The following is a 14,096-nucleotide window of genomic DNA, read 5'->3' on the forward strand; positions in this document are numbered from 1 at the left end:
AATGTGAACCAATTTTGGTTTGAATCTCAAAGCCGGTGTCCAGATTTTGGGGTGCAGATCATTTAGCGGTTAAATTCACCAAAACTTTTGCAAAATTTAACCGCTTGCATACCCCCCTACCACAATTACCCCGTGATCTTTCCAATAAAATTAAGTAAAATATAGGCGATTTTGTCTACTTTTCATAGCAAGATCATTTTAAATTCATTCTAATGGAGAAATTTTATGGCAATGAATAACATTTTAGGTTTATTCGCACAATCGCCACTCAAACCTCTCAAACAGCTCTCTGTAAAAGTAACTGAATGCAGCGAGCAGTTAGAACCCTTCTTTGAAGCTTCTTTCAATCATGATTGGGATACGGCAGAAGACATTCGAAACCACATTGTGGAATTAGAACGTGATGCCGATTTGCTCAAACGTGAAATTCGCTTGAAATTACCTCGCGGATTATTCCTCCCTGTTGAACGCTCGGATCTATTAGAAATAGTTACACAACTGGATAAATTAGCAAACTACTCAAAAGATATCGCAACCCGAGTTATTGGCCGTCACTTGGAAGTGCCAGAAATTATGCAGCCTGCATTCCGCCAATTTATCTTCCGTAGTCTCGATTCTTGTCGCCAAGTACGTAAAGTATTAGGCGAACTGGATGAGTTACTTGAAACGGGCTTCCGTGGCCGTGAGCGTCGTTTCGTGAACGAAATGATCTTAGAGCTAGACAAAATTGAAGATGATACTGATCAACTTCAAATCGCACTACGTCGTACACTTTTCGGCTTAGAGTCGGAATTAAACCCAATTGATGTAATGTTTTTATATAAATGTATTGAGCGAATCAGCATCTTAGCAGATCAAGCTCAGCGTATTGGTTCGAGAATCGAACTGATGCTTGCAAAAGCGTAGGAGACAGCTGATGGAACTTTTACAAGAATACGGCTCAATTTTAGTGATTGTTACAGCTGTTTTAGGATTCTTAATGGCGTTTGGTATTGGTGCAAATGATGTATCAAATGCAATGGGAACTTCAGTAGGTTCAGGTACAATCACCATAAAACAAGCAATTATTATCGCAATGGTTTTCGAACTTGCAGGGGCTTATCTTGCAGGTGGTGAAGTAGCTGATACCATTAAAAGTGGTATTATTCAAGCAGATGCTTTTACGGATACGCCAGAAATTTTAGTTCTAGGGATGATGTCTTCTCTTTGTGCAGCAGGTGTTTGGCTAATTGTTGCAACTAAAATGGGCTGGCCTGTTTCAGGCACGCACACTATTATTGGTGCTGTAATTGGTTTTGCTTTAGTTACCGTTGGCGCTAGCTCAATTCAATGGGGACAACTAACCGGGATTGTAGGTAGTTGGTTCATTACTCCTGTTCTCGCTGGAATTATCGCTTTCGTGATTTTCGTGAACTCACAAAAATTGATTTTTAACCGCTCAGAACCGTTCAAACAAGCGAAGAAATATGGTCCATTCTATATGGCTGTTACCATTTTTATTCTTTGTATTGTAACGATCTCAAAAGGTTTAAAACACGTTGGTCTTAACTTAACTAACTGGCAAACTTTTGGTATTTCACTGGGCTTATCGCTTATTGCGGGTTTAATCGGTGCTGTTTATTTCCGCAGCCAAGCTTTTGAGAATAAAGTGAAAGATAAAAGCGGATTCGGTGGCGTTGAAAAAATATTTAGTATTTTGATGCTTTTAACCGCTTGTGCAATGGCTTTCGCACACGGTTCAAACGATGTAGCTAACGCAATTGGTCCATTAGCGGCAGTTGAATCTATCGTAACAAGTGGCGGACAACTTCAAAGCTCTGTTGGTATGGCGCCTTGGGTATTACCACTCGGTGCTGTTGGTATGGGCATAGGTTTGGCGGTAATGGGTAAATCGGTTATGGCAACAGTGGGAACAGGTATTACTGAACTTACGCCAAGCCGTGGTTTCGCAGCTCAATTTGCTTGTGCTGTTACCGTAGTTCTTGCATCTGGTACGGGTTTACCAATTTCAACGACACAAACCTTAGTAGGTGCAATTCTAGGTGTTGGCTTCGCTCGTGGTATTGCGGCAATCAACTTAGGTATTATCCGTAATATCGTTGCGTCGTGGTTTGTTACCTTGCCAGCAGGTGCGGTACTTTCAATTATTATTTACTACCTCTTGCACACAATTTTCCATTAATTTTATTAGGGTGGAATTCAATTTCGCCCTTTTAATTTTATTTCTAAACCATTTCCGAAAATGGAAGTCGAACAGAAATAGTTTAGAAATAAAAATTTTCTATAAGGATTTTCTATGTCAAAAAAATTACACAAAGCACTTCTCTCTTCACTACTACTAAGCTGCTCGCTTCCTGCCTTTTCTTCAGATTACATCACCGAAAACCTCAGTACTTATATGCGTAAAGGTGCTGGAGATCAATTCAAAATTTCAGGCAGTATTCAAGCAGGAGAGAAAATCACGGTGCTAGATCGCAAGGAACGCTTTGTGTTAATTCGTGACAGCCGTAATCGTGAAGGCTGGGTACTTGCATCTGAAGTTTCACAAACCGCAAGCCCGAAAGAGTTAATCCCTCAACTACAACAACAAGTTCAAGATTTAAACGGCAGACTGGCTAAAATTGATAGTGACTGGCAACAACGCACAGTTGAAATACAACGCCGTAGCAACGAATCGCAAAAGCAGACAAGTGATTTACTTGCTGAAAATGCACAACTTAAACGTGAAATGGAAATTCTAAAAAATAAAAATCGTAGTTTAGAAACCATGCAAGATAGCGAGAAACGCACTATCGCCATTCAATATTTTATTTATGGTGGCTCTGTTTTAGTGGTAGGCTTAATTTTAGGTTTAATATTGCCATATCTTGCACCACGTCGTAAACGTGGAGGGTGGGCATAAAAATCTCTTTGATAATTAAAACGGTAAATTGCTTTCAAAAGTTTGTAAATTAAAACTACGAAAGCAATTGACCTCTTTATAATTTAGAGTATTACGCTATTTTCACCGCTTTATACTGGCTTTTCGGACTCACAATCCACTCTCTTGCTGCAATAATTTGTAACTCATATTTTCCGCTTTGTTGTGTAACACTCATTACATCATTTACCGCATTTGCCGTATGCTCGAAGGCCTCTAAATCTGATTTACCATTGAGCAAATTTGCTAAAAATAGACCGCTTGTTAAATCTCCTACGCCTACAGGATCACGACCAACAAATTCGTGCAATGGTCGGCGGATATGCCAAATCCCTGCTTCAGTTGCGAGTAACATTTCAAACTGGTTAGGGTCTTGCCCTACTTTGCTTAAGTGTTTCACCAACACACGTTTCGGCCCTTTTGTTAAAATCGCTTTGGTTGCTTCAACTGCTTGAGCAAAGTTTTCTACAGGTAAGCCCGTAAGCTCTCGCAATTCCACCAAGTTTGGGGCAATTAAATCGGCTTTTGCCATCGCTTCATCACGCAAAAATTCCGCCACACCAGGGGCAACAATGCAACCTTTGTCAGGATGCCCCATCACAGGATCGCAAAAATACACCGCATTCGAATTTTTCGCTTTAATTTTCTCAACCGCTTTTAAGATTTCAGCACCCTGCTCTGCTGCACCAATATAGCCCGATAAAATCGCATCACATTCGTGCAGTGCATCAATCTCATCAATCCCTTTCGTAATTTCGCCAATTTGTTCTTTAGGAATCACCATTCCTTTCCATTTACCATATTGAGTGTGGTTGGAAAATTGCACCGTGTTCAACGCCCAAACATCCACCCCAAGCAACTGCATCGGAAACACCGCGGCTTTATTGCCTGCATAACCATAAACAACGTGCGATTGAATAGACAATACGTTTTTCATTATTTTCTCCTTTAAGAACGATATTGTTTGCATAGATAGATCTAGGACAATAGCACGCTTGGAGCAAAATTTCATCTGCTTTCAAAATGAAAGTTGGTCGGATTTCTTTGCTATTTGCAAAAAATAAGAGAAATCGACTGCTTGAAAAGCAAAAATGAGCTAAACCTCTAACAAATGCCCCTTCAACTGCCCAATCTTATCCCTCACCGCTGCCGCTTTTTCAAATTCCAGATCCTTCGCGAAATCTCGCATTTGTTGTTCGAGATGTTTAAGTTCTTTTTCCAGTTCCTTACGCGATTTAGGTGTGTAGGAAGCGGTGGAATTTTCGGAAACTTTTGCAGATTTTTTGCCGCGTTTTGGTTTGTCGGTTTGACCGATGTCGAGCAATTCTCCAACTTTTTTGTTTAATGCTTGTGGAACGATGCCACGTTCTTCGTTGTATTTCATCTGTTTCTCACGGCGGCGTTCAGTTTCGGTAATCGCTTTTTGCATTGAATTGGTGATGCGGTCGCCGTAGAGAATCGCTTTGCCGTTGAGGTTACGTGCGGCACGTCCGATGGTTTGGATAAGCGAACGTTCGGAGCGTAAGAAGCCCTCTTTGTCGGCATCTAAAATCGCCACCAGCGAGACTTCGGGCATATCCAAGCCTTCGCGCAATAAGTTGATGCCGACCAACACGTCGAACATCCCCATTCGCAAATCGTGAATAATTTCTACCCGCTCAACGGTGTCGATATCGCTATGCAAATAACGCACACGTACGCCGTGTTCGTCTAAATAATCGGTTAAATCTTCCGCCATTTTTTTGGTGAGCGTGGTAACCAAAACTCGTTCGTCCACCGCTACTCGTTTGTGAATTTCGGAAAGTAAATCGTCTACTTGGGTTGCTACTGGGCGCACTTCAATAATCGGGTCTAGTAAGCCTGTTGGACGCACCACTTGATCCACCACATCAGGGTTTTTCTCTAATTCATAAGCCCCTGGAGTCGCAGAAACGTAAATAGTTTGTGGAGACAGCTGTTCAAACTCTTCAAATTTGAGCGGGCGGTTATCCAGTGCCGAAGGTAAGCGGAAACCGTATTGCACAAGCGTCTCTTTTCGTGCTCGGTCGCCACGATACATACCGCCAATTTGTGGCACAGTAACGTGCGATTCATCAATCACCAAAATACCATCTGCTGGCATATAATCAAACAAGGTCGGTGGTGGTTCGCCCTCTTTTCTACCCGAGAGATATCGGGAGTAGTTTTCAATACCTGAGCAATAACCGAGTTCATTCATCATTTCGATATCAAACTGGGTGCGCTGGGTAATGCGCTGCTCTTCCAGCAATTTATTCTCTTTGATGAAATATTCGCGACGTTCCACTAACTCTACTTTGATCTGCTCAATCGCTTCTAAAATGCGCTCTCGAGGCGTTACATAGTGAGTTTTCGGGTAGATGGTGTAACGCGGCACACGCCCCAAGCTATGCCCCGTGAGCGGATCGAACAGGGAAAGATTTTCGATCTCGTCGTCAAACAGCTCCACGCGTAAAGCGACTTCGTCTGATTCCGCAGGGAAAATATCAATTACCTCACCACGAACGCGGAAGGTAGAACGCTGGAACGCTTGGTCATTGCGAGTATATTGCAACTCAGCAAGACGAGAAAGAATAGTGCGTTGGTCGATAATATCGCCCACTTGCAGATGCAGCATCATCTGCATATAAGCTCCTACATCTCCCAAGCCGTAAATAGCGGAAACGGAAGCCACTACAATAGTATCGCGACGTTCAAGGAAAGATTTGGTTGCAGAAAGTCGCATCTGCTCAATCTGTTCGTTGATCGAAGCATCTTTTTCGATAAAAGTATCGCTGCTTGGGACATAAGCTTCTGGCTGGTAATAATCGTAGTAAGAAACAAAGTATTCCACCGCATTTTCGGGGAAAAAGGCTTTCATTTCTGCATAAAGCTGAGCGGCAAGGGTTTTATTCGGTGCAAGCAACATTGCGGGGCGGTTCAACTGGGCAATTACGTTGGCAATAGTAAAGGTTTTGCCTGAACCCGTTACACCTAATAAGGTTTGATGTGCCAAGCCATCATTTAGCCCTTCGGTTAATTTTTCAATTGCAGAAGGCTGATCGCCAGAGGGGCTAAATGGACTATGCAGAATAAAAGGTTTGCCTTGTTTGCTCATACGTTTCCTTTTTTAATACTGTAAAAATGTGAGGTATCTTACCACAATCAAGCGGGCAATTTATCGGGATTTTTTGCTTTACAACCCATTTTTACAAAATGCTCGGAACGCTTTATAATGGCGACTTCTTTTACTTTATAGGCGGTCTTATGAAAAAAATAGTATTACTTTTAGTAAGCGTGTTGGCAATCACAGCTTGCTCTCAATCGAAAAATATCTATTTTAACGGTGCGGAAGGCTCACATTCAGGCATTCGTTATAGCACAACAGATAAATCTTTTTCGCTTAATCCATAGAAAAAACCTCGCAATCTAAATGATTTGCGAGGTTTTCTTTTTTCCTATATGCCTTTTAGTTTAGATAAGCAACTTCCTTACGCCCCAAATTGCAATTTATGAAGTTGCTTATAAGCACCATCAAGTGCCATCAATTCGCTATGCGAGCCACGTTCGACAATCTTACCCTGATCGACCACCAAAATTTCATCCGCTTTTTCAATTGTTGATAAACGGTGTGCAATCACAAGCACGGTTTTGTCTTTTTGCAACTCAGCCAAGGCAGATTGAATTGCGCGTTCTGATTCGGTATCTAATGCAGAAGTCGCTTCATCCAATACTAATACTGGCGAATTACGCAATAAAGCACGAGCAATTGCTAAACGCTGGCGTTGTCCGCCTGAAAGACTCGCCCCATTTTCGCCAATAACGGTATCTAAACCATCATCCAATTTTTCGATAAACTCCATTGCGTGTGCCGCTTTGGCTGCCTGAATAATCTCTTCACGAGAGAATTTGTCGGTTGCCGCATAGGCAATATTATTAGCAATCGTGTCGTTAAATAGATGCACCTGTTGCGAGACAATCGAACATTGTTCACGTAAATTCGCTAACGTGTAATCTTGAATATTCACACCATCAAGCAAAATCTCGCCTGAATCAACGTTATAAAAACGGGTTAAAAGGTTGGCAATCGTCGATTTACCTGAACCAGAACGCCCTACCAATGCCACGGTTTTACCTTTAGGAATGCTAAATGAGACCTGATTTAATGCTGGAGTCTCTTTACCTTCATAAGTGAAAGAAACATTTTTAAACTCAACATTGCCTTTGGCACGCTCAATTTTAACCTTGCCTTTATCTTCTTCTGTCGGTAAATCTAAAAATTCAAACAGCGTTTGACACGCCGCCATTCCTCGTTGGAACTGTGAGTTCACATTCGTCAGTGATTTCAGCGGACGCAACATTGCCATCATTGAAGAGAACACTACCGTGAATGAACCGGCAGTTAAATCCTCAATATCTAAGCCTTTTACAGTCGAAAGATAAAGCACTGCCGACAATGCAAAAGAAGCAATAAGCTGCACTAAACCATCTGAAATCCCATCAGAAGAGATCACTTTCATCCCTTTCAAACGCATATCGTTACTCACGCGTTCAAAACGTTCTTTTTCAACTTGCTGCCCACCAAAAGAGATAACCTCTTTGTGCCCTTTGAGCATCTGTTCTGTGGTTACAGTCAGATCGCCCATCGAACTTTGAATGTTGCGGCTTAACTGACGGAAACGGCGAGAAACAATGGCAATTAACGTACCAATAATTGGTGCAAGCACGAAAAGTACAACCGAAAGTTGCCAACTAGTATAGATCATCACCACAAAAAGCGAGATCAAATAAACGCCTTCGCGCACAATCGTAACTAATACGTGTGAAGACGAATTTGCCACCATTTCCGTATCATAAGTGACACGTGAAAGTGAACGACCAACAGGATTTTGGTCAAAATAGCTCACAGGCATATACATCAAATGCTGGAAAATATTGCGGCGAAGCGTCATCACCACTTTGCCCGACACCCAAGCCAAACAATAACTCGCAAGATAGTTTGTGATACCACGCACGAGAATGAACAGCACCACTAACACCGCCATCAATTTTAAAAAGCCGTGATCTGCTTGACCAAAGCCCTCATCCAGTAACGGTTTAAGCAGATAAATCAGTCCTGAATCGACCAAAGCATTGAGCACCAACGCTATAGCCCCAACAATTAAGCCCCATTTATATTGGCTAATGGTTGGGAATAAACGCTTAAACGTCTTGAATGTTGAAAGATCTTTTTCTTGCATAATTCTCTATTTAGTAAGGAAAATCGGGCGTATTGTACTCTGAATTTGCGTTTTCACCAAACTGCCCCTATTTTTCATCTAAAGTTTCACTCTCTACCAAACAATTCTCTTACTTTTTCTGGATAATTCTCCCGATAATACGCCCCGCTGCTCTCTTTGCGATCCAACATGACTTACGCCATAATTTGCACAGTTTTTAGAGCGTAGTGGATTTCGATACCTTGAAAATCGGCATAGATGAGCGGAGCAAACTCTTATTGCAAACGGTCTGATTCTACAAAAGTTCTGCTAAATCAGACCGCTATACTGCTCAAACACTCAACTCATCCGCAATCTCTTCCGCTTGCTTCAACACATACTCCACCGCACCTTCTGCCTGATCAGGTGGGTATTTGTAGCGTTGTAGGGCGCGTTTAACGAGAATACGCATTTTTGCCCGTACCGCTTCTTTGTATTGCCAGTCGATTGTGACCGATTTTCTAAGTGTTTCCGTGATTTCTTTCGCCAGTTTAGAAAGCACTTCATCCCCCATCAAATCTTTTGCACTTTGATTTTGAGATAGGGCTTCATAGAAGGCAAGTTCTTCCTTGGTTAATCCTAGTTTTTTCCCTAATGCTAAACGTTCTTGGAAATCTTGGCTCATTTTAAAGAGTTCGTCCAAAATCTCTACCACAGTCAAATTGTGATTGTGGTATTGATTCAATGCTTCTTTCAAACGCTGTTCAAAATCTTTTTGCAATGTTAGGTTTGTGCCTGATCTAACTTTAATTTCACTTGCTAAATAACGTTCCATTGCCGTAACCCATAAATTTTTAGTTGGGCTATTTTTAACAGTTTGTAAAAATTCTTCGGAAAGCAAACTGATTTGAGGTTGTGGTTTTTCTAGCAGATCAAATAAATCAATCACGCCTTCAGAATAGACGGCTTGATTGACCAGTTTTTTTAATAAAATCTGTCTTTCATTTGTACCTGTGCCTTTTTGTTCACGTTTAGTTAAAATTGCCCGTACGGCATCATAAAAAGCAATTTCTTGGTTATATGGCTCAACTTCAGCCAATGAGCCGCATAGCATATAGCCTTTTTTCACCAATCCCGCCGCTTTCAAAAAGGCTTTTTTGCGTGGCTCGGTTTCTTTTTTATTAAACCAATGTTGCTCGTGTGCTTTGCCATCAAACGGTAATTGATCGAGGCTTAAAATATGGTTAGCAGCAAAACGAATCGCCATCAAAAGATCATTCGGATTATCTTTTTCTAAGGCAATCTGAACATCAAAGGTTTTCCCTTCAACCGGCGTTGCAAACAGGATGCGGACAAACTCTAAATGCTCTTTCATTTTAAAGAACACTTCAATCACGCTATCCGTCAGCTTGCCCTTGCCTTGCGAGTTAGTATATTGTTTGGTGGCTTCTTTGAGCTTGTCAGCAATACCGACATAATCCACAATCAAGCCGCCATTTTCTCGGCTTTTATTGCGGAATACACGGTTTACTCGGGCGATGGCTTGCATCAGGTTGTGCCCTTGCATCGGCTTGTCGATATACATCGTATTACAGCAAGGCGCATCAAAGCCTGTCAGCCACATATCGCGCACAATCACCACTTTCAGCGGGTCGTTTGGGTCTTTAAAACGGCGTTCCAGCGTTTGTTTTTCCTGTTTGCTGTAAACGTGTTTCTGCATTTCCGGCGCATCGGAAGCAGAACCCGTCATCACAATTTTAATCGCCCCTTCGTTAATATTGTCCGAATGCCATTCAGGGCGCAGTTTGATGATTTCATTGTATAAGTCCACGCAAATCTGACGGCTGGAAACCACCATCATTGCTTTGCTGTCGACGACTTCATTGCGTTTGGCAAAATGTTGCACAAAATCTGCGGCTAAATCGGCCAGGCGGGCTTGCGAACCCAGCAATTTTTCCTGTAAACGCAGGGCAGGGGATTGCTCCTCTTCCAGCAAATCATCAATTTCTTTGAATAGCTCACCGTGTTCTTTTTCGTTTAAGCGGATTTGGCGCGCTTCATACACAATCGGCACCGTTGCGCCATCTTCTACCGCATCTTGCAAGTCATAAATGGACACATAACGTCCGAACACATCTTGCGTGTCCTTATCTTCTAGGCTAATCGGCGTACCGGTAAAACCGATAAACGAAGCATTGGGCAGCGCATCGCGCAAATGGCGGGCGTAGCCTGCCTGAAACTTGCCGTTATGCAGCTTTTGCGTAAAGCCATATTGGCTGCGGTGAGCCTCATCGCTGATCACAATAATATTGCTGCGCTCATTTAAAACAGGGAAGCGGCTTTCTTCCTCATTGAGGGCGAATTTCTGAATCGTCGTAAAAAACACGCCGCCGACTTCATTTTGTGCGAGCAGTTGGCGCAGTTGATCACGGTCTTCCACTTGTTGCGGTGTTTGTTTGATTAAATCTTTGCCTGAAGAAAAAGTTTGGAAAAGCTGACCGTCTAAATCGTTGCGGTCGGTAACCACCACAATAGTGGGATTTTTCAATTCAGGCTGGGCGAGTAGTTTACCCGCGTAAAACAACATGGAAATTGATTTACCCGAGCCCTGCGTATGCCACATCACCCCAATGCGGCGGTCGCCTTTTTCTGAAGTCGCCCAAATGGTGGAATCTACCGCTTCATTTACGCCGTAATATTGATGGTACGCCGCGATTTTTTTAATGGTTTTGCCAACGGAATCCCGTTCAAACAAGACGAAATAGCAGATATAGTCGAGTAAATCCTTAGGCTGCAACAAGCCATTGAGCAGGCTTTGCAATTCATCATCAAAATATAAGCGCGCGCTTTTATTTTTTTCATCCACCACTTTCCACGGCGTAAAGCGTTGGAAATCTGCCGAAAGCGAGCCCAAACGTGCGGCAATGCCGTCTGAAATAATCAGGGCTTGGTTGTAAACAAACAGCTCGGCAATCTCATCTTTATAGGTTTCAAACTGATTAAACGCCTGCAATAAATCCGCCGATTCGCGCAACGGATTTTTGAGCTCAAACACCACCAAGGGCAGACCATTGACAAAGCCGATAATATCGGGAATCCGCTTGCCCCCTTTACGGCTACGGATTTCCAGCTGATTGACGGCAACAAAGCGATTGTTTCCCCAATGCTCAAAATCCACCAAGCGCGCCATCTCGATTTTCTGCTCACCATCAGCCTGATATTCCACCCGCACGCCATCACGCAACAGCTTATAAAACGCCTGATTGCGTACCACCAAGTCGCCAATATCGCTTTTCGTTGCCGATTTGACCACAGAATCAACCGCACTTTCAGGCAGCTGCGGATTAAGTTTACGCACCGCCTCACGCAGTTGCTCAATAAAAACTACACCGCTCAAATCGCCACGGGCAAACTCGCCCTCATGAACAGGCAAGTCTTTACCATAGCGATATTCCCAATCGAGGGATTGCAGGCGTTGAAGGGTGAGTTGTTCGATGTCGTTTTCGTTTATCATTGTCATTTTTCTAAAGTAAGATTACTGTTCTTCAGGATCTTTTATTCCTAAAAATTTATTGAGTATAAGTTTTGGCGGTAAGATAATTTTCTTTTCTTTTAATAGTTCCTTATCAAAACTTTGACCCTCTCTGGAGCTTGGTTTAATTAAGTCATTAAAGTACTCAAACTTATATTCCATCACCATTTTTAAATATGATGAATTAACAATTTTATTATTTATGGAATAAACATGGTATGCCGAACTGACAGAACCTATATCATCCTCCATTATTCCCCAATTTAGAATTTCTCTACTCATACCAAATACTAAATCTGTTTTGTGTAATAGTTTATTATTTCCTGGATTTTTTGATAATTGTTTATTGAATTTCTGACTTCTAGGAACAATTCCATTATTTGTAACGGAATATTCTGGAATATTTTTTAAATTCTTTACTTTTTCTTTTTTCTCTTCAATAAATTCATCAAACGCTAAAATCTTCCAACCACTAGGAACATCAATGTTCTCAAAAACATCAAATTTATTTGGAAATTCAGCTGTGATCTTTGTTAGTTCAGCTAGTTTTTCATTTGGCATTTGTAATAATTCTTTTACTGTTTTTCCGCTAATTACAGACATAGCCTCCAGTTCAGATTCAGCTTGCGTTTTTCCTTTAGCAAGAGCAGTTGCCTTAGCTATAACTGGATCAAAGTCAATAAACCAGCTTTTAAAAATTGCTTTGAAGATTTGGTTTAGAGTTTGGTTGATTTTTGTGCTGAGTAAGAGCTTTTCATTCAAAATAAAGGATTGACATACATTAGTCTGTTTTTTTACTGAGGGGGTGAAATTATCATATCCTAATTCACCCAAATTCTTCTTAATCTCCGCTTCCAATTCTGCACTTTTCGCAAATTGCTCCTTTAAAAGAGCGGTCAGATTTTGCATTTTTTCTGCAAATGGTACGCCGTCGTCTTCTTGTTCTGCGGTGCCGACATAGCGTCCCGGTGTGAGGACGAAGTCGTTGTCTTTAATTGCTTCTAACGTAGCGGATTTGCAGAAAGCGGCTTGGTCTTCATAGCCGTCTGATTTTTGCCAAGCGTGGAGGGTATTGGCGATTTTGGCGATGTCGTCAGCGGTGAAATCACGCAATACACGGTCTTTCATATAGCCGATTTGGCGAGCATCGATAAACAATACTTCGCCTTGACGCTTTTTGTTGCGGTTTAAGAACCAAATGCAGGCGGGGATTTGGGTGTTGGTGAAGAGCTGGCCGGGCAGGGCAACCATACATTCGACCAAGTCGGCATTGATGATGGCTTTGCGGATTTCGCCTTCGTTATTGGTTTGACTGCTCATGGAGCCGTTGGCAAGCAACAATGCCATTTTGCCGTTGGGCGATAGGTGGTAAATCATGTGTTGCAGCCAAGCGAAGTTGGCGTTGCCTTTGGGCGGCGTGCCGTATGCCCAACGTGGGTCGTCGGCAAGGGATTCACTCCACCAATCGCTGATATTGAAGGGCGGGTTTGCCATGATGAAATCCATCTTTTTGTCGATGTGTTGCGGCTGGGTAAAGCTGTCGGCGTTGTGTTTGCCGAAGTCGTAATCAATGCCACGAATCGCCATATTCATCGCCGCGAGTTTCCAAGTGGTTGGGTTGAATTCTTGCCCGTAGATGGAAACGTTGTTGATGTTGCCTTGATGGGCGGTAATAAAGCGTTCGGTTTGCACGAAAAAGCCGCCGCTTCCCATAGCCGGGTCATACACGCGGCCGGAGTATGGCTCGAGCATTTCGACAATCAGGGAAACAATGGATTTCGGCGTGAAATATTGTCCGCCGCGTTTGCCTTCTGCTTGGGCAAAGCGACCGAGGAAGTATTCGTAAACGTGGCCGAGAATGTCTTTTGCGCCTAAATGAACGGGCTCGCCGTTGTAAGTCGGACGGGTAAAGTTGGTATCGGAAAAGAGGATAATCAGCCCGCGCAGGGTGTCTTCGTTTACCGCATAGCCGCTGATGCGTTGGAGTACGCCTTTGAGTTTTTCGTTATCTTTTTCAATAGCATCAAAGGCATCATCAATCAGTTTGGCTACGCCAGAAAATTTCCCACCCCAAGGTAGTTCAGCCCCGATGTTTAAGATGGAAACGGCTTTAATTTCGTCCCAACGGGCTTGCTGCGGCACCCAGAATACATTGTCGGCGGTATAGTAGTCGCGGTTTTCCAGTTCGGCGGTTAAGGCGTCTTGATACTCTTCTTCAGTATCAAAAAAAGTGCGGTCAAGATATAGGGGATTTTCAGGTGTGGAGAGTTCCGCCTGAATTTTTTCCTGTTGATGAGTGAAATTATCAGAAATGTATTTTAAAAAGATAAGACCAAGAACGATATGTTTATAGTTAGCGGCGTCAAGTTGTTGGCGGAGTTTATCCGCAGATGCCCAAAGTTTTTCGTCTAAATCGTTTAAAAATGACTGAGCGAGGATCTGGTCACCA

At 42.6% G+C, this 14,096-nt stretch carries 8 protein-coding genes and 1 pseudogene; 4 read left to right on the forward strand and 5 right to left on the reverse strand.

Going from position 1 to position 14,096, the window contains the following annotated elements:
* Positions 1-225: 225 nt before the first annotated feature.
* The 3 genes from B0184_RS07710 to B0184_RS07720 all read left to right on the forward strand — a co-directional run bounded on the left by B0184_RS07710 (position 226) and on the right by B0184_RS07720 (position 2,902).
* Entirely contained in the window at positions 226-906 is a 681-nt protein-coding gene (locus B0184_RS07710; RefSeq protein WP_005707996.1) for a TIGR00153 family protein, read from the forward strand.
* A gap of 10 nt (positions 907-916) precedes the next feature.
* The gene (locus B0184_RS07715) at positions 917-2,182 is read left to right on the forward strand and encodes an inorganic phosphate transporter (protein ID WP_005708004.1); all 1,266 of its coding nucleotides are present in this window, start codon (positions 917-919) and stop codon (positions 2,180-2,182) included.
* Positions 2,183-2,296: 114 nt separating this feature from the next.
* Positions 2,297-2,902: a TIGR04211 family SH3 domain-containing protein gene (locus B0184_RS07720; RefSeq protein ID WP_005707978.1), complete on the forward strand. Its 606-nt coding sequence runs from the start codon at positions 2,297-2,299 to the stop codon at positions 2,900-2,902.
* Between the two features lie 91 nt (positions 2,903-2,993).
* Here B0184_RS07720 and pdxY read toward each other — a convergent pair whose 3' ends face one another.
* Both pdxY and uvrB read right to left on the reverse strand, forming a co-directional pair.
* Positions 2,994-3,857, reverse strand: a complete 864-nt coding sequence (gene pdxY / locus B0184_RS07725; RefSeq protein WP_005708026.1) for a pyridoxal kinase PdxY — start codon at positions 3,855-3,857, stop codon at positions 2,994-2,996.
* A gap of 159 nt (positions 3,858-4,016) precedes the next feature.
* Entirely contained in the window at positions 4,017-6,035 is a 2,019-nt protein-coding gene (uvrB, locus tag B0184_RS07730) for an excinuclease ABC subunit UvrB (RefSeq protein WP_005707995.1), read from the reverse strand.
* Positions 6,036-6,184: 149 nt separating this feature from the next.
* Here uvrB and B0184_RS10585 point away from each other — a divergent pair, with 149 nt between their 5' ends.
* Positions 6,185-6,331, forward strand: coding sequence for a lipoprotein (locus tag B0184_RS10585; RefSeq protein WP_005708016.1), 147 nt, complete (start codon positions 6,185-6,187; stop codon positions 6,329-6,331).
* Positions 6,332-6,408: 77 nt separating this feature from the next.
* Here the strand turns inward: B0184_RS10585 and msbA are convergent, their stop codons facing one another.
* From msbA to B0184_RS07745, 3 genes and pseudogenes are all read right to left on the reverse strand, one after another.
* The gene (msbA, locus tag B0184_RS07735; protein WP_005708022.1) at positions 6,409-8,157 is read right to left on the reverse strand and encodes a lipid A ABC transporter ATP-binding protein/permease MsbA; all 1,749 of its coding nucleotides are present in this window, start codon (positions 8,155-8,157) and stop codon (positions 6,409-6,411) included.
* Positions 8,158-8,467: 310 nt separating this feature from the next.
* Positions 8,468-11,629, reverse strand: coding sequence for a type I restriction endonuclease subunit R (locus B0184_RS07740; RefSeq protein WP_039851024.1), 3,162 nt, complete (start codon positions 11,627-11,629; stop codon positions 8,468-8,470).
* An 831-nt stretch (positions 11,630-12,460) separates the two neighbouring features.
* A pseudogene (locus B0184_RS07745) lies at positions 12,461-14,086 on the reverse strand (class I SAM-dependent DNA methyltransferase); the annotation flags it as partial.
* Positions 14,087-14,096: the final 10 nt, after the last annotated feature.

This window comes from Haemophilus paraphrohaemolyticus, assembly GCF_002015045.1.
Taxonomy (GTDB): domain Bacteria; phylum Pseudomonadota; class Gammaproteobacteria; order Enterobacterales; family Pasteurellaceae; genus Haemophilus_A; species Haemophilus_A paraphrohaemolyticus.

Coding starts and splice junctions, on each gene's coding strand:
- B0184_RS07710 (WP_005707996.1), top strand. CDS start 226: ATGGCAATGAATAACATTTTAGGTTTATTCGCACAATCGCCACTCAAA.
- B0184_RS07715 (WP_005708004.1), top strand. CDS start 917: ATGGAACTTTTACAAGAATACGGCTCAATTTTAGTGATTGTTACAGCT.
- B0184_RS07720 (WP_005707978.1), top strand. CDS start 2,297: ATGTCAAAAAAATTACACAAAGCACTTCTCTCTTCACTACTACTAAGC.
- pdxY (WP_005708026.1), bottom strand. CDS start 3,857: ATGAAAAACGTATTGTCTATTCAATCGCACGTTGTTTATGGTTATGCA.
- uvrB (WP_005707995.1), bottom strand. CDS start 6,035: ATGAGCAAACAAGGCAAACCTTTTATTCTGCATAGTCCATTTAGCCCC.
- B0184_RS10585 (WP_005708016.1), top strand. CDS start 6,185: ATGAAAAAAATAGTATTACTTTTAGTAAGCGTGTTGGCAATCACAGCT.
- msbA (WP_005708022.1), bottom strand. CDS start 8,157: ATGCAAGAAAAAGATCTTTCAACATTCAAGACGTTTAAGCGTTTATTC.
- B0184_RS07740 (WP_039851024.1), bottom strand. CDS start 11,629: ATGATAAACGAAAACGACATCGAACAACTCACCCTTCAACGCCTGCAA.